The organism is Streptomyces narbonensis, from assembly GCF_014649015.1.
GTDB classification, from domain to species: domain Bacteria; phylum Actinomycetota; class Actinomycetes; order Streptomycetales; family Streptomycetaceae; genus Streptomyces; species Streptomyces narbonensis.
Genome location: NZ_BMSF01000003.1, coordinates 33,578 through 50,215, shown reverse-complemented (window position 1 = coordinate 50,215; position 16,638 = coordinate 33,578). Strand labels below are relative to the sequence as shown.

Here is a 16,638-nt window from a genome sequence, read left to right as displayed (position 1 = left end):
CCCGGCGCGGTTCCTACCGCAGCTCGGAGACCAGCACCGTGACCGCCGTCGCCTCTCCGGCCGCGGCGGTCACGGCGTTCCGTACGTCGCGGACCACGTCCAGCGGTCGGTGACCTGCCGTCACCGCCAGCTCGACCCGCACCCGGCCGGAGGCCCGGTGGACCGGCGGGCCCAGCATGTCCGTCACTCCCGCGACCCCGTCGACCCGCAGCGCCGCGAGCGCGGCGGGGTCGTCCGTGGCCGGGGAGGTTCGCCCGGGTGGGGGAGCGGCGGGGCCGGAATTCTCCGGCGCCGCGTCGAGCAGCTCCGTCACCCGCAGGTCGACGGCGGCCACGACGAGGCCGAGCCTGTCCTCGGCCGCCGTGAGCAGGGCCGTACGCAGCTCGGCGACGAGCTCCGGAAGCGCCCGCCCGGCCACCGCCCCGAAGCCCGCCGAGATCCGCAGCGCCCCCGGCGGCAGCCCGCCGGGCGGCACGGGGAACGTCTCCGCGGCCGGCTCGGCGCCGGCGCCCGCGCCGGGCTCCGTGTCGGTGTCCCCACCGGCGCCCGCGCTCGCCTCCGCGGCGGGGGCGATGCGGAGTTCGCCCGGCACCACTCCCCGTACCGCCACGGCAGCCCCGTCGAGGGCCGTCCGTACCGCGCGCTCCGTGATCCAGGCCCCGTCCTCCGGTGCCCCCAGCGGCAGCAGCCGACCCGGCGCGAGCCGGTCCCGTACCGAAGCCGTCCAACCCTCAGCCGTCGTCATTGCCCCAGCCTGCCGCATCCCCCAGCGCGGGACCGGGCAGCCGCCCTTAGTGTGGGCAAAGAACCCCGAAATATCCCAGAAGGGGCGAAATTAAATGGTGGACAGTGCACACTCCGGTGACATGCCGTCCGACGAACAGCGCCGCACCTCCGTGACCAAACGCGGTGGCGGCGCCCCGGCCTCGCGGGGCCGGACCACGATCGCCGACGGCGTCGTGGAGAAGATCGCCGGCCTCGCCGCGCGCGACGTCGTCGGCGTCCATGCCATGGGCAGCGGGATCTCCCGCACCTTCGGCGCCGTACGCGACCGCGTACCGGGCGGGGGCGGCGGCAAGGCGAGCGTCACCCGAGGGGTGAAGGCCGAGGTCGGCGAGGTGCAGACCGCGCTCGACCTGGAGATCGTCGTCGACTACGGCGTCTCCATCGCCGACGTCGCCGGCGACGTCCGGGAGAACGTCATCGCCGCCGTGGAGCGGATGACCGGCCTGGAGGTCGTGGAGGTCAACATCGCGGTCAGCGACGTGAAGCTCCCGGACGAAGAGGAGGAGGAACCGGAGTCGAGACTCCAGTAGCCCTCGGACAGTCCTCGGAAGGGACAGAAAATGAGTATGGCGGTGGTCGGCCTGGTGGCCGGCATGGCCCTGGGTTTCGCCGGCTACTTCGGCGGCTTCGGGGCGTTCGTGCTGGTCGCGGCCCTGGGCGCGATCGGCTTTGTGGCCGGCCGGTTCCTCGACGGCGACCTCGAACCCGGCGACCTGTTCCGGGGCCGCGAGCGCGGCGACCGGCGGCGGTGACCCGGGGTGGCAGCGGACCCGGTACGTGACCGCGGGGCGACCACGATCGCCGACCGGGTCGTCGCGAAGATCGCCTCCCAGGCCGCGCGGGAGGCGCTGGACGCCGTCCCCCAGGGCGGCTCGGCGCCGCACGCCTCGGTCGTCGTCCACCGGGACGTCGCCCGGGTCTCGGTGAGCCTCGAACTCGCCTACCCGACCGACGTCGGCCGCCAGTGCGGGGCCGTCCGGAGCCGGGTCCGCAGCCGCGTGGAGGGCCTCGTGGGCATGGAGGTCCACGAGGTCGCCGTCCACGTGGAACGCCTCCACTCCCCGCACACCCGCGAGACCAGCCCAAGGGGCCGCCTCTCATGACCACGACCCCGACCCCGGCCCCGGCCCCGGACCCCGAGGGCACCGCCCCCCACCCCGAGCCCTCGGCCCCCGGGGCGCCCGGGGACCCCGACCCCGTACCCGTCCTGGCGGACGCCGGTGGGCCGCGCGTCCGCCGCTTCTGGGCGGTCCGGCGGATCCCCGCAGCCCTGCTCGCGGCCCTCGTCCTCGGCGGGGCGGGGCTGCTCCTGTACGACGTGGCCGCCGTCCGGGCCGAGCGCTCCGCCATGGCCTGGCGGCGCGAGTTCGCCGACACCCTCGCGAGCGAACCCCTCGACAGCACCCCCGTCGTCGCCGGCGCGGCCGTCGCCGTCCTGCTCGGCGTGTGGCTGCTGATCCTGGCCGCCACCCCCGGACTGCGGGCCGTCCTCCCCATGAGCCGCCGGCATGCCGAGGTACGCGCGGGGCTCGACCGGGAGGCCGCCGCCCTCGTCCTGCGGGACCGTGTCATGGAGGTCTCCGGCGTCCAGTCCGTCCGGGTCCGCGTCGGCCGCTCCAAGGCCGAAGTCCGCGCCGTCTCGCACTTCCGGGACCTCGACGAGGTCCGGAACGACGTGGAGGCCGTCCTCGCCACCGGTGTCGAAGAGCTCGGCCTCGCCCACCCGCCCGCGCTGACCGTACGGGTCACCCGACCGCCGAAGAAGGGGTGAACGCCCGTGACGGTCGTCCTCCGCCGCGTCAACCGCGCACTGCTCGGCCTCGCCGGGCTGCTCCTCGTCGTCGTCGGCGGCGCCGTCCTCGCCGCCGCCCTCGACCTGTCCGTACCGTCCTGGTGGCCCTGGTCGGGCCCCTCCGACGTCCTGCTCTCCGCCGCGGACCGGCAGCGATGGCGCGAGGAGGGCTGGTGGTGGCCGGTGGTCATCGCCGTCCTCGGGCTCGTCGTCCTGCTCGCCCTGTGGTGGCTGCTCGTGCAGTTCCGGCGGGCCCGGCTCCGCGAGGTCCTCGTCGACACCGGCGACGGCGAGGAGGCGATCCTCCGCGGCCGGGCCCTGGAGACCGTCCTGGAGGCGGACGCCGGCGCCCAGGAGGGCGTGGCCCGCGCCAAGGTCTCCCTCACCGGCCGCCGCGCCGCCCCCCGCACCCGCGTCGCCCTCGACCTGGAGCCCTACGCCTCCCCGGGGGACGCCCTGAGCCGCCTCGGCACCGAGGCCCTGGCCCACGCCCGTACGTCCGCGGGGCTGCCCGAGCTGCCGACCGAGGCCCGCCTGCGGGCCGTGAAGCACCGGGCCCGCAGGGTCACCTGAGCCCCGCCCCCGGCCTCAGAAGCCGGAGCGCGCCCCGCCGTCCACCGGGAGCATCAGCCCCGTCAGGTAGGAGGCGGCCGGCGACAGCAGGAAGGCCGCCGTGCGCCCGAACTCCTGCGGGGTGCCGTAGCGGCGGAGCGGGATCGTGGCCTCGTTCGCCGCGCGAGCCGCGTCCGCGTCGCCGGAGAGCGCGTCGAGCGAGCGCACCCGGTCGGTGTCGATGCGGCTCGGGAGCAGCCCGACGACCCGGACCCCGCGCGGGCCCAGGTCGTTGGCGAGGGACTTGGCGAAGCCGGCGAGCCCGGGGCGCAGCCCGTTCGAGATGGTCAGGCCGGCGATCGGCTCGTGGACCGAGGCGGACAGGACGAAGCCGATCACCCCGCCCTCGGTCAGCGTCTCGGCCGCCGCGCGGGCGAGACGTACGGCCCCGAGGAAGACGGCGTCGAAGGCGGCCGCCCACTGCTCGTCGGTGTTGTCGGCCGCGAAGCCGGGCGCGGGGCCCCCGACGCTGATCAGGATGCCGTCGAAGCCTCCGAAGCGCGCCCGCGCCTCGGCGATCAGCCGGGCGGGGGTCCCCGGGTCGGCGTTGTCGGCGGCGACCCCGGCGACGGCGGCCCCCTCCGCACCCCCGCCCAGCCCGGCCACGGCGTCCGCGACCGACTTCTCCTCGCGCCCGGTGATCAGCACCTTCGCGCCCTCGGCGAGCAGCGCCTCCGCCGAGGCCCTGCCGAGCCCACGGGTCGCGCCGGTCACCACGTACACACGGTCCTTCAGTCCCAGATCCATGGGCCCATCCTGGCCTACTCCCCGGCCTCCGCCTCCTTCGCCACCGGCTCCTCCGCCTCTCCCGCGAAGGCGAGCCCGAGGGCGGTGCCCACGAGCCCGATGTGGCTGAAGGCCTGCGGGAAGTTGCCCAGCTGGCGCCCGGCCACCGGGTCGTACTCCTCCGCGAGGAGACCCACGTCGTTGCGGAGGGCGACGAGCCGGTCGAAGAGCTTGCGCGCCTCCTCGGTCCTGCCGATCAGCCGCAGTGCGTCCGCCAGCCAGAACGAGCAGACGAGGAACGTCCCCTCCCGGCCCGGCAGCCCGTCCACCGTCCCGCCGGCCGTGCTGTACCGGTTCACGAACCCGCCGTGCAGCAGCTCCGCCTGTACGGCGTCCACCGTCCCGACCACGCGGGGGTCGTCCGGCGGCAGGAAGCCGACCTGGGGGATGAGCAGCGTGGCGGCGTCCAGCTCCTGCGAGCCGTACGACTGGGTGAAGGTGTTCCGGACGGGGTCGTAGGCCTTCGCGCACACCTCGGCGTGGATCTCGTCGCGCATCGTCCGCCACCGCGCCGCGTCGCCCGGCAGCGTGGGGTGCGCCTCCAGGGTGCGCACCGCCCGGTCTGCGGCCACCCAGGCCATCACCTTCGAGTGGGTGAAGTGGCGGCGCGGGCCGCGCACCTCCCACAGCCCCTCGTCGGGGTCCCGCCAGGTCGACTCCAGGAAGCCGAGCAGGCTCAACTGGAGGCTCCAGGCATGGCGCTGCGCCGGGATCCCGGCCTCGCGCGCACGGTGGAGCGAGTCCAGGACCTCGCCGTACACGTCGAGCTGGAACTGCTCCACGGCCGCGTTCCCGGTCCGTACCGGCGCCGAGTCCGCGTAGCCGCGCAGCCACGGCAGGGTGGTCTCGGGCAGCCGCCGCTCCCCGGCGGGGCCGTACATGATCTGGAGGTCGGCCGGATCGCCCGCGACCGAGCGCAGCAGCCAGTCCCGCCAGGCGACCGCCTCGTCGACGTAACCGGCGGCGAGCAGCACGCCGAGGGTGAGGGAGGAGTCGCGCAGCCAGCAGGCGCGGTAGTCCCAGTTCCGTACGCCGCCGAGCTCCTCAGGCAGGGAGGTGGTGGGGGCGGCGACGATTCCGCCGGTCGGGGCGTACGTGAGCGCCTTCAGGGTGATCAGGGAGCGCAGCACCGCCTCCTGGTGGGGGCCCCGGTAGGTGCAGCGGGCGGACCACTCCCGCCAGTCCGCCAGGCACAGCTCCAATGCCTCGAAGGGGTCGACGAGGTCGGGGCGCGGCTCGTGCGAGGGGTGCCAGGTCAGGACGAAGGCCACCTTCTCGCCCGCCGTGACGGTGAAGGAGGAGCAGGTGGCGAACTGCTGGCCCCAGGTCTTCACGGCCGGCTCGCTGCGCAGCCAGACGGAGTCCGGCCCGGCGATCGCGACCCGGTGGCCGTCGGCGCGGCGCATCCAGGGCACGATCGATCCGTAGTCGAAGCGCAGCCGCAGGACGGAGCTCATCTCGACCGTGCCGCTGACGCCCTCCACGATCCGCATGACGTCGGGGGACACGTCCCGCTGGGGCATGAAGTCGACGACCTTGACGGTGCCGGTGCGGGTCGTCCAGTAGGTCTCCAGGACGAGGGAGTCCTCGGCGTAGCGCCGGGTCGTGCAGGTCTTGGCGCCCTTGGGCGCGATCTGCCAGTGGCCGTTGTCCTCGTCGCCGAGGAGCGCGGCGAAACAGGCGGCCGAGTCGAAGCGGGGCAGACACAGCCAGTCGATCGACCCGTCACGGCCGACGAGCGCGGCGGTCTGGAGATCGCCGATGAGGGCGTAGTCGTCGATACGTTGCGTCACGCTTTGGGCTGTTCCCGGAAGTGACGCCCGTCAATCAGAGAGACGGAGCGGCCTGGGCCTCCGCCGTGTCCCCGGCCGCGTCCCCGTCACCTTCCCCGTCCCCGCCACCGGCGGCTTCGGCGCGTGCCGCGGCCTGCCGGTCCTGCTTCTCCCGGCGCACGAGGATCACCCACCCGACGGGTACCCCGGCGGCGAAGAGCCACCACTGCACGGCGTACGCCATGTGCGCGCCGATCGATTCGTGATCGGGCTCGGCGATCGGCTCGGGGGTGCCGTCGGCCGACTCGGGGGTGATCAGTTCGAGGTAGCCGCCGAGGACCTCGCGGCCGATGAGCGAGGCCTGCTGCTCGCTGTTGATCAGCATCACCTGACGGTCCGGCAGACCCTTGAGGTCCTTGATGCCGCTGGCGCCGGTCGTCTCGTCGGCCTTGAGCCGGCCGGTGACGGTGACCTCGCCCTTGGGCGCGGGCGGGACCGGCGGGTACGCCCGCTGCTCGGCGGCGGCGGGCACCCAGCCGCGGTTGACCAGGAGGACCCGGCCGTCCCGCAGGACCAGCGGGCTCAGGACGTGCACGCCCACCCGGTCGTCGGTGGAGGTGCGCCGGCGGACGACCACCTCGTGGGCGGTGTCGAAGGTGCCGGTGGCGGTGACCTGCCGCCAGTAGTCGGCGCGCGGGACGGTGTGGCCGGGGGAGGTGAGCTCCTCGACCGGGACCGGCTTCGCCTTGAGGTTGTCGGCGATCAGGGCGTTCTGGGTCACACGGCGTTCGTGCCGGTGGAACTGCCAGAAGCCCAGCTCGATCATCGTGGGGACGAGGACGAGCGCGATGAGGGTGAGGATCACCCACTGCCGGGACAACAGGAAGCGGTACACCCCATGACGGTACAACCGGGGTCATGGGGTGCGTGCGGCGGGGTTCGGCCGACCCGGGGAGCCGCGGGCCCCAGGATCGTTTCCTCGGATCGGTGTGCCGGGCCGGAGCCGTGGACCCGGCCGGATCACACCCTGTCCACGATGCCCACCTTTCCCTCCGCGCGGGCGCAGTGGGCGCCGCAGTACCAGCTGCCCTCGCTCTCGACGCCCTGTCCGATGATCTGGACGCGGCAGTGCTCACAGATGGGCGCCATGCGGTGGATGGCGCACGAGAAGCAGTCGAAGACGTGCACCGCACCCTGGGCATGGACCTCGAAGGACATGCCGTAATCGTTTCCGCAGACCTCACAACGTGCCATGCGCCACAGGGTGGAGCTCCCGGCGGGCGGGAGCGGCGAGCCACGCCCACCCGGCCCCGCGCGTCACCCGTCTGCCGGGGCCACGTCCCGCAGCAGCTGCGTGTAGGCGGCCTCGTCGACGACCGGCGTCCCGAAGGACTTGGCCTTCAGCGTCTTGGAGGTGGGCGCGTCCGGGTCGTTCGTGACGAGCAGGCTCGTCAGCCGGGAGACGCTGGTGGCGACATGGAGCCCCGCCTCGACCGTGCGGTCCTCCAGGAGCTCCCGGTCGACGGAGGTGTCGCCGGAGAAGGCCACCCGCATGCCCTGCTTGAGCGGCCGGTCCGTCTCGTACCGCCCGGGGTTGGGGTAGGGGCAGGCGGGGCGCTTCCGGGAGGGGCGCCAGGAGTTCATGCGGTACGCGGACGACGACGGCGCCGCGTACGAACCCTGGTGGCCGATCCGGGGCTGCGCCGGGGCCCCGGCCCACTCCGTCAGCGGCCGGCACTCCAGCAGCGGCAGCCGGACGTTCCGCTCGGCCGCCGCGTGCAGGCTCGGCCGGAACGCCTCGGCGAGGACCCGCGCGTCGTCCAGCGCGTTGTGCGCGCGCTGCTGGACGACGCCGAAGTGCGCGGCGAGCGTCGCCAGCTTGTGGTTGGGCAGCGGCAGCGACAGTTCCTTGGCGAGCGCGATCGTGCACAGGCGCTGCCGCACGGGCGCGGTCCGCTCGGCGCGCGCGTACTCCCTGGCGATCATCTGCCAGTCGAACATCGCGTTGTGCGCGACGAGGACCCGGCCGTCGAGCCGGGCCGCGAACTCCGCCGCGATCTCCGGGAAGAGCGGCGCGCCCTCCAGGACGTCGCTGGTCAGCCCGTGGATCCAGACGGGACCGGGGTCGCGCTCCGGATTGACGAGCGTGTACCAGTGGTCCTCGACGTTCCCCTGGGCGTCCAGCCGGTAGACGGCAGCCGACACTATCCGGTCGTCGCGGGCGAGGCCGGTGGTCTCCACGTCGACGACCGCGTACCCCTGTGGGTAGGCGGCCGGCCACGTCGCTGCTGTCGTACGGTCGTCGAGCATGGTCAATGAGAATACGGCCCGCGACCGACAGCGCCGTCCCCGGTGTCCCCGGAGGCCCCGGCGAGCAGACCGTCCACCAGCGCCCGTACCGAGTCGACGAAGAGCGCCTCGGTGTCGATCGGCGCCGCCAGGGCCCGGGCCAGCTCGGCGTCCGACCCGGCCGCCTCCGCGCGCCACAGCTCCTCCTCGGCGGGGGACTGGGCGGGGGCACGCTCGCGGTTGCGCTCCACCAGGACGTAGCCGACGACCTGGAACTGCAGCGCGCGGACGGCCCGCGCCGCGTGCGCCCCGCGCAGCCCCGCCGCGTGGGCCTCATGGGCCAGGGCGCGCTGGGCCGGCAGGAACATCCGCTCCGTCAGACCCCGTTCGTGGACCATCGCCACGAGGTGCGGCCGCTCGCGCAGAGCGCGCCGGAGCGCGCGGGCGACCGAGACGATCCGCTCGGCGGGGGTCGTCCCCCGCGGCCGGATCGTACCCAGGTCGGTGACCGTGCGGGTGACGAGCGCGTCGAGGAGCGACTCCCGGTTGCCGACGTGCCAGTAGATCGAGGTGACCGCCGTGCCCAGCTCGGCGGCGAGCCTGCGCATCGTCAGGGCGGCCGGGCCGTGCTCCCTCACCAGGGCGGCCGCGGTGTCCAGGACCTCGTCGCGGCTCAGTGCCGAGCGTGCCATCACTCTCCCCCAACTCCTTGGCGTGCACGGGTCTTTACCCTTCATCGGTGACGGTGTAACTGTGTTACAGGCCGACTGTCCGGGGGACCTTCCCGAAGGGTGGTACGTCATGGCACGAGTACGGTACGGGGCGCGCACCGACGCCGAGATCGCGGCGGCGCGCACGAAGAGCGCGAAGCTCCCCGACATCTGGTCCACGGGAGTGGTCGCCGTCTGGGAGACCGACCCCGACGTCGTCGCGGCGATCCTGCCGCCCCCGCTGAAACCCACGGCACGCCCGCTCGTCCGCGCCAACATCAGCCAGGTCGACCTCCCCGGCTACCCCCTGGGCGCCGGCTCCGTGGCGGTCGCCGCCGCCCACGGCGACCGCGAGGGCTGGTACCCGCTGGTCATGCCGATGACCCACGAGCGCGCCCTGATCGGCGGGCGCGAGGTCTTCGGCGAACCGAAGAAGCTGGGCGAGGTCACCGTGGAGCGCGAAGGACTCGTCGTCCGCGCGGCCCTGGCCCGGCACGGCATCGCCTTCGTCGAGGTGCGCGGCGCCGTCTCCGGCCCGCTGCCGCTGCCGGAGCCCGTCGAGAAGACCGACTTCTACTTCAAGTTCCTGCCGGGCGTCGACGGCACCGGCTTCGACGCCGACCCCGTCCTCGTCCACTGCGTCCGCAACGAGAAGGTGCGGAAGCTGGAGCGGGTCACCGGGGACGTGGTCCTGCGCGAGTCCATGTACGACCCGGTGGCCGACCTTCCCGTACGCCGGCTCGTCGAGATCACGATCGGCGAGAAGACCACCGACCAGCGGGGCACGGTCGCCGAACGCGTCTCCGCGCAGGCGCTGCTGCCCTACATCCACCAGCGGTACGACGACCCGCTGCAGATCCTCGACGGCCCCCCGGAAGGGAGTGTCTGATGGAGCTGCGCGCGGGACAGGTCGCCGTCGTCACGGGCGCGGCGAGCGGCATCGGGCTCGCCATGGCCCGCCGCTTCGCCGCCGAGGGCATGTCCGTCGTCCTCGGGGACGTCGAGCCGGGCGCCCTCGCGGAGGCCGCCGACGAGCTGATGGAGGACGGGGCGCAGATCCTCGCCCGCACGGTCGACGTCTCCGACCCCGAGGAGGTCCGGGCCCTCGCGGACGCGGCGTACGACACCTTCGGCGCCGTCCACGTCCTCTGCAACAACGCCGGGGTCGGCTCCGGCGCCGAGGGCCGGATGTGGGAGCACGAACCGAACGACTGGAAATGGGCGTTCTCCGTCAACGTCTGGGGAGTCTTCCACGGCATCCAGGCCTTCCTCCCGCGCATGATCGCGAGCGGCGAGCCGGGCCACGTCGTCAACACCTCCTCCGCCGACGGCGGCATCGCCCCGCTGCCCACCGCCTCCGTGTACGCGGTCACCAAGGCGGCCGTCGTCACGATGACCGAATCGCTCTACGCCCACCTGCGGGCCGAGCACGCGCGCGTGGGCGCCTCCGTGCTCTTCCCCGGCCCGCACATGCTCCGCACCGGCCTGTGGGAGTCGCACCGCAACCGGCCCGAGCGCTTCGCGAAGGAGCGCCCGCGCAGGAGCCCGTACCGCAGCCTCGACCAGTGGGAGGCCGCGATGAAGGAGGCCGGGCAGGAGATCGCCTTCACCCCGGTGGAGGACGTCGCCGAGCTGGTCGTCGAGGGCATCCGCGCCGACCGGTTCTGGATGCTGCCGGAGAGCGAGCACAGCGACGGCCAGATCCGGGCGCGCTCGCGGTCGATGCTCGACCGCGCCAACCCGTCGTACCTGGAGAGCTTCATCCTCGACCGGGACCAGGACCGGGACCAGGAGCAGGACCCAGACCGAGACCGTGACCGAGACCGTGACTGAGGGGCGTACCGCCATGACGACGTACGAGGATCCCTATCTGATCATCTCCTCCGACTGTCACGCCGGACTGCCCACCGAGCAGTACCGGCCCTATCTGGAGTCCCGCCACCACCGCGCCTTCGACGAGTTCCTCGCCGGCCGCGACGCGCGCCGCGAGGCGATGACCCGCCTCGGCGTGCGCAACGAGGCCTTCGCCGACAAGTGGTTCCACGACAACGAGGAGGGGCTGCGCGGCGGCTGGGACGCCGCCCAGCGGCTCAAGGAACTCGACGGCGACGGGGTCGCGGCCGAGGTCGTCTTCCCCGACGCGGACGCCGTCGACAGCCAGACCGCCGCTCCCTTCGGCGTGGGCCTCGGCCTCTCCGGCGACCAGGACCCGGTGCTCGGCATGGCGGGCGCGAAGGCGCACAACCGCTGGCTCGCCGAGTTCGTCGGTCAGAATCCCGAGCGGCACTGCGGGGTGGCGCTGCTCCCCGTCACCGCCGACCCCGTCGAGGTCGTCGCCGAGATCCACCGGGCCAAGGAGTCCGGACTGGGCGCGCTCATGATCCCCTCCATGTGGGTCGACAAGGCTCCGTACCACGACCGGCGGTACGACCCCGTGTGGGCGGCCGCCGCCGAGACCGGCATGCCGGTCGTCACCCACTCCGGCGCCGCGCCCCGCGAGGAGTACGGCGACCACCTCGGGATCTACGTCTCCGAGGTCACCTTCTGGCCGGCCAGGCCCCTCTGGTTCCTGCTCTGGTCCGGGGTCTTCGAGCGCCACCCCGGCCTGAGGTTCGGCGTCGCCGAGTCCGGCTGCTGGTGGCTGCCCAACCTGCTCTGGTTCATGGACCGGCTCTACCTCGGCGCGCACGGCGGCAAGAAGCTGTCCCCGTTCGCGGAGTTGAAGCGGCCGCCGAGCGAGTACCTGGACCGGCAGGTCTTCGTCTGCGCGACCAACACCAAGCGGCGCGAGCTCGCCCAGCGCTACGAGATCGGCGTCGACAACATCCTGTGGGGTTCGGACTTCCCGCACCCGGAGGGGACCTGGCCCGCCACGCGCGCGTGGCTGCGGAACACCTTCCACGACATCCCCGTGGCGGAGACCCGGCGGATGCTGGGGCTCGCGGCGGCGGAGGTCTTCGGTTTCGACCTGCCGGCCCTTGAACCGATCGCCCGCCGGATCGGCCCCACCCCCGCCGACCTCGGCCAGTCGGCCGACCAGGCGGCCGTGGAGGCCTCCTGGGCCCGCTCGCGCGAGGTGGGCCGCCACTGGCTGACCGAGAACGACTTCCCGGTCCTCGGGACGAACTGATGGGGGGCGAGCCGATGGACAGGTACACCGTCATCTCGGCCGACTGCCACGCGGGCGCCGACCTGCTGGACTACCGGCCGTACCTGGAGAAGAAGCACCACGACGACTTCGACGCCTGGGCGGCGACGTACGTCAACCCGTACGAGGACCTCCTGGCCGACACCGCCGACCGCAACTGGAACTCGCAGCGCCGGCTGAGCGAGCTGGAGCAGGACGGCGTCGTCGCCGAGGTCGTCTTCCCCAACACCATCCCGCCGTTCTTCCCCAAGGCCTCGCTGATGGCGCAGCCGCCCACCCGCGCCGAGTACGAGCAGCGCTGGGCCGGGCTCCAGGCGCACAACCGCTGGCTGGCCGACTTCTGCGCGGACGCGCCGGGGCGCAGGGCGGGCGTGGCGCAGATCCTCCTCAACGACGTGGAGGCGGCGGCCGCGGAGATCCGCCGCACCCGCGAGGCGGGGCTCACCGGCGGCATCCTGCTCCCCGGTGTCCCGCCGGGCTCGCCCGTCCCGGAGCTGTACTCGGAGACGTACGACCCGATCTGGGCGGTCTGCGCGGAGTTGGACGTGCCGGTCAACCACCATGGCGGTTCGGCGTCGCCGCCGCTCGGGGAGGAGCCGGCGGCCCGCGCCGTCTTCATGGTCGAGACGACGTGGTTCTCCCACCGGGCCCTGTGGCACCTGGTCTTCGGCGGTGCGTTCCGGCGCCACCCGGGGCTCAAGCTGGTCCTGACCGAACAGGGCTCGGGCTGGATCCCTGGCGTGCTCGACATGCTGGACTACTACCACGGGCGTCTGGTGTCGGCCGCGACGAAGGCCTCCACCGCCGAGTCCAAGTTCGGCGCCGGGCTCGCGGAGTCCATGGGCAAGGGCCCCAGCGAGGTCTGGCGCGACAACTGCTTCGTGGGCGCGAGCTTCATGCGCCCGCACGAGGTGCCGCTGCGCGAGCGGATCGGCCTGGACAAGATCATGTGGGGCACCGACTACCCGCACGACGAGGGCACCACCCCGTACTCCCGCGAAGGCCTCCGCATCGCCTACGCGGGCCTCCCCAGGGAGGAGGTGGCCGCCATGGTGGGGGGCAACGCCGCCCGCGTCTACGGCTTCGACCTCCGGCTGCTCGACGCCCTCGCCGCCGTCCACGGGCCGACGGTCGAGGAGGTCGCTGAACCCCTGAAGGAGGTCCCCGCGGGCGCCACCAGCCCGGCCTTCGCCCCGGGCGGGTCGGTACGCGTCTGGTGACCCGCCGGGTGCGACGCTCCTGACGTGACCGACGCACCCGAGGACATCGACGCATCCGCACACGAGGCCCACGGCGGAGGCCTCGGCTCCCGTCTCAACTGGCTCCGGGCGGCCGTGCTCGGAGCCAACGACGGAGTCGTCTCCACCGCGGGCCTCGTCGTCGGCGTCGCCGGGGCCACCGAGTCCCAGGCGGCGCTGCTCACCGCCGGTCTCGCGGGACTGCTCGCCGGATCGATGTCGATGGCGGCGGGGGAGTACGTCTCGGTCTCCACCCAGCGCGACTCCGAGGAGGCCGCCCTCGCGCAGGAGAAGCGCGAACTGCGGGAGGACCCGGAAGCGGAACTCGCCGAGCTGACCGGCCTCCTGGCGGCCCGCGGCCTCTCCGCCGACGTGGCCCGCGAGGCCGCCGAACAGCTCACCGAGCGCGACGCCCTGCGCGCCCACGCGCGCGTGGAGCTGGGCATCGACCCGGACCGGCTCACGATCCCCTGGCACGCGGCCGCCGCGAGCTTCCTCGCCTTCACCGTCGGCGCCCTGCTGCCCCTCCTCGCGATCGTCCTGCCCCCGGCCTCCGCCCGCCTCTGGGTCACGGTCGTCAGCGTCCTCGCGGCCCTGACCTTCACCGGCTGGTGGAGCGCCCGCCTGGGCGAGGCCCCCGCCGGCCGTGCCATCCTCCGGAACGTGGCGGGCGGCGCCCTGGCCATGGCGGTCACCTACGGCGCGGGTTCGTTGCTGGGGGCGACGGGAATCTAGGGGTGTCTTGTCAGAAGGTTCCAAGGCTTGCTGACAACTCGTCTCGCATACTTGTTGGTAACCACGTCTATCCGCACCCCGACCCTCACCCCTACCGTCATCGGCATGCCGAACCTGCCCGATGTCGTGCTCTGGTCCATACCGGCGTTCGTCCTGCTCACCGTCGTCGAGATGGTCAGCTACCGCCTCCGCCCCGACGACGACGCCGCCGGGTACGAGGCCAAGGACGCCGCCACCAGCATCGGCATGGGACTCGGGAGCCTCTTCGTCGACCTCGTGTGGAAGATCCCGATCGTCGCGATCTACGCCGCCGTCCACGAGCTCACTCCGCTCCGCGCGCCCGTCCTGTGGTGGACGATCCCGCTGATGCTGCTCGCCCAGGACTTCTTCTACTACTGGTCGCACCGCGGGCACCACGTCATCCGCGTCCTGTGGGCCAGCCACGTCGTGCACCACAGCAGCCGCAGGTTCAACCTCTCCACCGCCCTGCGCCAGCCCTGGACCGGTTTCACCTCCTGGCCCTTCTACCTGCCGATGATCGCGCTCGGCGTCCACCCGGCCGCGCTCGCCTTCTGCTCCTCGGTCAACCTCGTCTACCAGTTCTGGATCCACACCGAGCGGGTCGGCAAGCTGCCGCGCCCCTTCGAGTACGTCCTCAACACCCCGTCCCACCACCGCGTCCACCACGCCTCCCAGGGCGGCTACCTGGACCGGAACTTCGGCGGGATCCTCATCGTCTGGGACCGGGTGTTCGGCTCCTGGGTCGGCGAGACCGACCGGCCCGTCTACGGGCTCACCAAGAACATCGAGACGTACAACCCCCTGCGCGTCGCCACCCACGAGTACGCCGCCATCGCCCGCGACGTCCGCTCCGCGCGCGACTGGCGCGAGCGGGCCGGCCGGGTCTTCCGCGGCCCGGGCTGGCAACCGGGACCCGTGCGGGAACAGTCCCCGCGGTCCGGCGCGACGCCGGAGGCGGCGGCATGAGCACCGAAGAAACGGCGGCCCGAGCCGTCCCGCTCTCCCCGACCTCCTCGTCCGCTTCCCAGGCCCTGCTCGCCGCCTTCGGCCTCGCCGCGGCCGTCGACCTGGGCTCGCTCCTCGCGGGCGCCGAGCTGGGCCACCAGCTGGCCAAGCCGCTCCTGATGCCCCTGCTCGCCGCGTACGCCGTCACCAGGGGCGCCCCGAAGCTCCTGGTCGCCGCGCTCCTGCTCGGCTGGGGCGGCGACCTCTTCCTGCTCTCCGACGCCGACTGGGCCTTCCTCGTCGGGATGGGCTCCTTCGCCGTCGGGCACGTCTGCTATCTGCTCCACTTCGGGCGGAGGCGCACGTCTCCGCTCCTCGGCGCCGGATACGCCGTCGCGCTGCTGACCACGATCGCGCTCCTCTGGCCCGACCTCCCCGCCGAGCTGCGGATCCCCGTCGCCGGGTACTCGCTGCTGCTCACCGCGATGGCGTACCGCGCGAGCGCCCTCGGCCTCCTGGCCGGCCTCGGCGGCGCCCTGTTCCTGCTGTCCGACACGCTCATCGCCACCGGCGTCGCCGAGTGGCCCCAGCTGCCGGCGCCCGACTTCTGGGTCATGCTGACCTACATCGCGGCGCAGTACCTGCTGACGGTGGGAGTGCTCTCCGCGATGTACGGTGAACGTCGTACAACCGTCTGACAGCAAGGACCACCCCCCATGCGCGCCACCACCATCCACGCCCCGTTCGACATGCGCGTGGAGGACGTGCCCGACCCGGTGGTCCAGGACCCCACCGACGTCGTCCTGCGCGTGCTGCGCGCCTGCATCTGCGGCAGCGACCTGTGGGCCTACAAGGGCGAGTCCGCCCGGCAGCCCGGCCAGCGCATCGGCCACGAGTTCCTCGGCATCGTCGAGGCGGCCGGCTCCGAGGTCACCGGCTTCGCCGCCGGCGACCTCGTCGTCGCGCCCTTCGTCTGGTCCGACGGCACCTGTGACTACTGCGCCGAGGGCCTCCACACCTCCTGCCCGCGCGGTGGCTTCTGGGGCTCCGTCGGCTCCGACGGCGGCCAGGGCGAGGCCGTCCGCGTCCCCTTCGCCGACGGCACCCTCGTCAAGCTCCCCGCCGACGCCGCCTCCGACGACCACCTGCTGACCGCGCTGCTCGCCCTCTCCGACGTCCTGGGCACGGGCCACCACGCGGCCCTCGGCGCGGGCGTGAAGCCCGGCTCCACCGTCGCGGTCGTCGGCGACGGCGCCGTCGGCCTCTGCGGCGTCCTCGCCGCCAAGCGCCTCGGTGCGGAGCGGATCATCGCGCTCGGCCGCCACACCGCCCGTACGGACATCGCCCGCGCCTTCGGCGCCACCGACGTCGTCGCCGAGCGCGGCGAGGCCGCCGAGGCCGCCGTCCGCGAACTCACCGGCGGCCAGGGCGCCCACGGCGTGATCGAGGCGGTCGGCACCGAGCAGTCCATGCGCACGGCGGTGGCCATCACCCGCGACGGCGGCTCCATCGGCTACGTCGGTGTGCCCCACGGCAGCGGCACCGGCCTCGACCTCTCCGTCATGTTCGACCGCAACATCGCGCTGCGCGGCGGTGTGGCCCCGGTCCGCGCCTACATCCCGGAACTGCTGCCGGACGTCCTCGCCGGCACGATCGACCCGTCCCCGGTCTTCGACCTGACGGTCGACCTGGACGGAGTCCCCGCCGGCTACAAGGCGATGGACGACCGCACGGCCCTCAAGGTCCTGATCAAGCCGTAAGCGACTCCGCTCCGCCCTGTGCGGCGCGCTGTCGCCGTCAGGCC

The 16,638-nt window shown here is 73.4% G+C and carries 20 protein-coding genes; 13 read left to right on the top strand and 7 right to left on the bottom strand.

All coding sequences use genetic code 11. The annotated features are described in order from the left end of the window. Positions 1-13 precede the first annotated feature (13 nt). The gene (locus tag IE124_RS06265; protein WP_189505667.1) at positions 14-745 is read right to left on the bottom strand and encodes a hypothetical protein; all 732 of its coding nucleotides are present in this window, start codon (positions 743-745) and stop codon (positions 14-16) included. 94 nt (positions 746-839) lie between these two features. On the opposite strand from IE124_RS06265, the gene IE124_RS06260 reads away from it, so the two are divergent. From IE124_RS06260 to amaP, 5 genes are read left to right on the top strand one after another with little or no spacing between them, the layout of a single operon-like run. Continuing rightward, complete coding sequence (locus IE124_RS06260) at positions 840-1,316, top strand: Asp23/Gls24 family envelope stress response protein (protein WP_229832215.1); 477 nt, start codon at positions 840-842, stop codon at positions 1,314-1,316. Positions 1,317-1,346: 30 nt separating this feature from the next. After that, positions 1,347-1,538 carry a hypothetical protein gene (locus IE124_RS06255; protein WP_189505666.1) on the top strand — a complete coding sequence of 64 codons (192 nt, stop codon included), beginning with the start codon at positions 1,347-1,349 and terminating at the stop codon, positions 1,536-1,538. Positions 1,539-1,544: 6 nt separating this feature from the next. Then, positions 1,545-1,889 carry an Asp23/Gls24 family envelope stress response protein gene (locus tag IE124_RS06250; RefSeq protein ID WP_189505665.1) on the top strand — a complete coding sequence of 115 codons (345 nt, stop codon included), beginning with the start codon at positions 1,545-1,547 and terminating at the stop codon, positions 1,887-1,889. After that, entirely contained in the window at positions 1,886-2,557 is a 672-nt protein-coding gene (locus IE124_RS06245; protein ID WP_189505664.1) for a DUF6286 domain-containing protein, read from the top strand. Before IE124_RS06250 ends, IE124_RS06245 begins: the two co-directional genes overlap by 4 nt. Before the next feature lie 6 nt (positions 2,558-2,563). Further along, entirely contained in the window at positions 2,564-3,151 is a 588-nt protein-coding gene (gene amaP, locus IE124_RS06240) for an alkaline shock response membrane anchor protein AmaP (protein ID WP_189505663.1), read from the top strand. 15 nt (positions 3,152-3,166) lie between these two features. Here amaP and IE124_RS06235 read toward each other — a convergent pair whose 3' ends face one another. The 6 genes from IE124_RS06235 to IE124_RS06210 form a co-directional block, all read right to left on the bottom strand. Beyond that, positions 3,167-3,937, bottom strand: coding sequence for an SDR family oxidoreductase (locus IE124_RS06235; RefSeq protein ID WP_189505662.1), 771 nt, complete (start codon positions 3,935-3,937; stop codon positions 3,167-3,169). A 14-nt stretch (positions 3,938-3,951) separates the two neighbouring features. Then, the gene (locus IE124_RS06230) at positions 3,952-5,769 is read right to left on the bottom strand and encodes a glycoside hydrolase family 15 protein (RefSeq protein ID WP_189505661.1); all 1,818 of its coding nucleotides are present in this window, start codon (positions 5,767-5,769) and stop codon (positions 3,952-3,954) included. A 34-nt stretch (positions 5,770-5,803) separates the two neighbouring features. Next, positions 5,804-6,643 carry an SURF1 family cytochrome oxidase biogenesis protein gene (locus IE124_RS06225; RefSeq protein ID WP_189505660.1) on the bottom strand — a complete coding sequence of 280 codons (840 nt, stop codon included), beginning with the start codon at positions 6,641-6,643 and terminating at the stop codon, positions 5,804-5,806. 125 nt (positions 6,644-6,768) lie between these two features. Continuing rightward, positions 6,769-7,002, bottom strand: a complete 234-nt coding sequence (locus IE124_RS06220; protein WP_189505659.1) for a metallothionein — start codon at positions 7,000-7,002, stop codon at positions 6,769-6,771. 63 nt (positions 7,003-7,065) lie between these two features. Next, positions 7,066-8,064, bottom strand: coding sequence for a DEDDh family exonuclease (locus IE124_RS06215; RefSeq protein WP_055644256.1), 999 nt, complete (start codon positions 8,062-8,064; stop codon positions 7,066-7,068). Further along, complete coding sequence (locus IE124_RS06210; RefSeq protein WP_189505656.1) at positions 8,061-8,729, bottom strand: TetR/AcrR family transcriptional regulator; 669 nt, start codon at positions 8,727-8,729, stop codon at positions 8,061-8,063. The genes IE124_RS06215 and IE124_RS06210 overlap by 4 nt, the downstream gene beginning before the upstream one ends. Positions 8,730-8,838: 109 nt before the next feature. Here IE124_RS06210 and IE124_RS06205 point away from each other — a divergent pair, with 109 nt between their 5' ends. The 8 genes from IE124_RS06205 to IE124_RS06170 all read left to right on the top strand — a co-directional run bounded on the left by IE124_RS06205 (position 8,839) and on the right by IE124_RS06170 (position 16,594). Further along, positions 8,839-9,636, top strand: a complete 798-nt coding sequence (locus IE124_RS06205; RefSeq protein WP_189505654.1) for an acetoacetate decarboxylase family protein — start codon at positions 8,839-8,841, stop codon at positions 9,634-9,636. Then, positions 9,636-10,580, top strand: a complete 945-nt coding sequence (locus IE124_RS06200; RefSeq protein WP_189505652.1) for an SDR family NAD(P)-dependent oxidoreductase — start codon at positions 9,636-9,638, stop codon at positions 10,578-10,580. The genes IE124_RS06205 and IE124_RS06200 overlap by 1 nt, the downstream gene beginning before the upstream one ends. Before the next feature lie 13 nt (positions 10,581-10,593). Continuing rightward, positions 10,594-11,877: an amidohydrolase family protein gene (locus IE124_RS06195; RefSeq protein WP_189505650.1), complete on the top strand. Its 1,284-nt coding sequence runs from the start codon at positions 10,594-10,596 to the stop codon at positions 11,875-11,877. 14 nt (positions 11,878-11,891) lie between these two features. Continuing rightward, complete coding sequence (locus IE124_RS06190) at positions 11,892-13,115, top strand: amidohydrolase family protein (RefSeq protein ID WP_229832212.1); 1,224 nt, start codon at positions 11,892-11,894, stop codon at positions 13,113-13,115. A gap of 24 nt (positions 13,116-13,139) precedes the next feature. Then, positions 13,140-13,868, top strand: coding sequence for a VIT1/CCC1 transporter family protein (locus IE124_RS06185; protein ID WP_229832209.1), 729 nt, complete (start codon positions 13,140-13,142; stop codon positions 13,866-13,868). A gap of 105 nt (positions 13,869-13,973) precedes the next feature. Next, entirely contained in the window at positions 13,974-14,855 is an 882-nt protein-coding gene (locus IE124_RS06180) for a sterol desaturase family protein (protein ID WP_189505645.1), read from the top strand. After that, positions 14,852-15,532 (top strand): lysoplasmalogenase, encoded by a 681-nt coding sequence (locus IE124_RS06175; RefSeq protein WP_189505643.1) that lies wholly within the window; start codon positions 14,852-14,854, stop codon positions 15,530-15,532. Before IE124_RS06180 ends, IE124_RS06175 begins: the two co-directional genes overlap by 4 nt. A gap of 18 nt (positions 15,533-15,550) precedes the next feature. Beyond that, positions 15,551-16,594: a zinc-dependent alcohol dehydrogenase family protein gene (locus IE124_RS06170; protein ID WP_189505641.1), complete on the top strand. Its 1,044-nt coding sequence runs from the start codon at positions 15,551-15,553 to the stop codon at positions 16,592-16,594. The last annotated feature ends 44 nt before the right edge of the window (positions 16,595-16,638 follow it).

What these genes read in the sequence shown, in the direction of transcription:
- IE124_RS06195 (WP_189505650.1), top strand. Translation starts at nt 10,594, where the DNA reads ATGACGACGTACGAGGATCCCTATCTGATCATCTCCTCCGACTGTCAC.
- IE124_RS06235 (WP_189505662.1), bottom strand. Translation starts at nt 3,937, where the DNA reads ATGGATCTGGGACTGAAGGACCGTGTGTACGTGGTGACCGGCGCGACC.
- IE124_RS06190 (WP_229832212.1), top strand. Translation starts at nt 11,892, where the DNA reads ATGGACAGGTACACCGTCATCTCGGCCGACTGCCACGCGGGCGCCGAC.
- IE124_RS06180 (WP_189505645.1), top strand. Translation starts at nt 13,974, where the DNA reads ATGCCGAACCTGCCCGATGTCGTGCTCTGGTCCATACCGGCGTTCGTC.
- IE124_RS06245 (WP_189505664.1), top strand. Translation starts at nt 1,886, where the DNA reads ATGACCACGACCCCGACCCCGGCCCCGGCCCCGGACCCCGAGGGCACC.
- IE124_RS06220 (WP_189505659.1), bottom strand. Translation starts at nt 7,002, where the DNA reads ATGGCACGTTGTGAGGTCTGCGGAAACGATTACGGCATGTCCTTCGAG.
- IE124_RS06260 (WP_229832215.1), top strand. Translation starts at nt 840, where the DNA reads ATGGTGGACAGTGCACACTCCGGTGACATGCCGTCCGACGAACAGCGC.
- IE124_RS06255 (WP_189505666.1), top strand. Translation starts at nt 1,347, where the DNA reads ATGAGTATGGCGGTGGTCGGCCTGGTGGCCGGCATGGCCCTGGGTTTC.
- IE124_RS06175 (WP_189505643.1), top strand. Translation starts at nt 14,852, where the DNA reads ATGAGCACCGAAGAAACGGCGGCCCGAGCCGTCCCGCTCTCCCCGACC.
- IE124_RS06170 (WP_189505641.1), top strand. Translation starts at nt 15,551, where the DNA reads ATGCGCGCCACCACCATCCACGCCCCGTTCGACATGCGCGTGGAGGAC.
- IE124_RS06265 (WP_189505667.1), bottom strand. Translation starts at nt 745, where the DNA reads ATGACGACGGCTGAGGGTTGGACGGCTTCGGTACGGGACCGGCTCGCG.
- IE124_RS06200 (WP_189505652.1), top strand. Translation starts at nt 9,636, where the DNA reads ATGGAGCTGCGCGCGGGACAGGTCGCCGTCGTCACGGGCGCGGCGAGC.
- IE124_RS06205 (WP_189505654.1), top strand. Translation starts at nt 8,839, where the DNA reads ATGGCACGAGTACGGTACGGGGCGCGCACCGACGCCGAGATCGCGGCG.
- IE124_RS06210 (WP_189505656.1), bottom strand. Translation starts at nt 8,729, where the DNA reads ATGGCACGCTCGGCACTGAGCCGCGACGAGGTCCTGGACACCGCGGCC.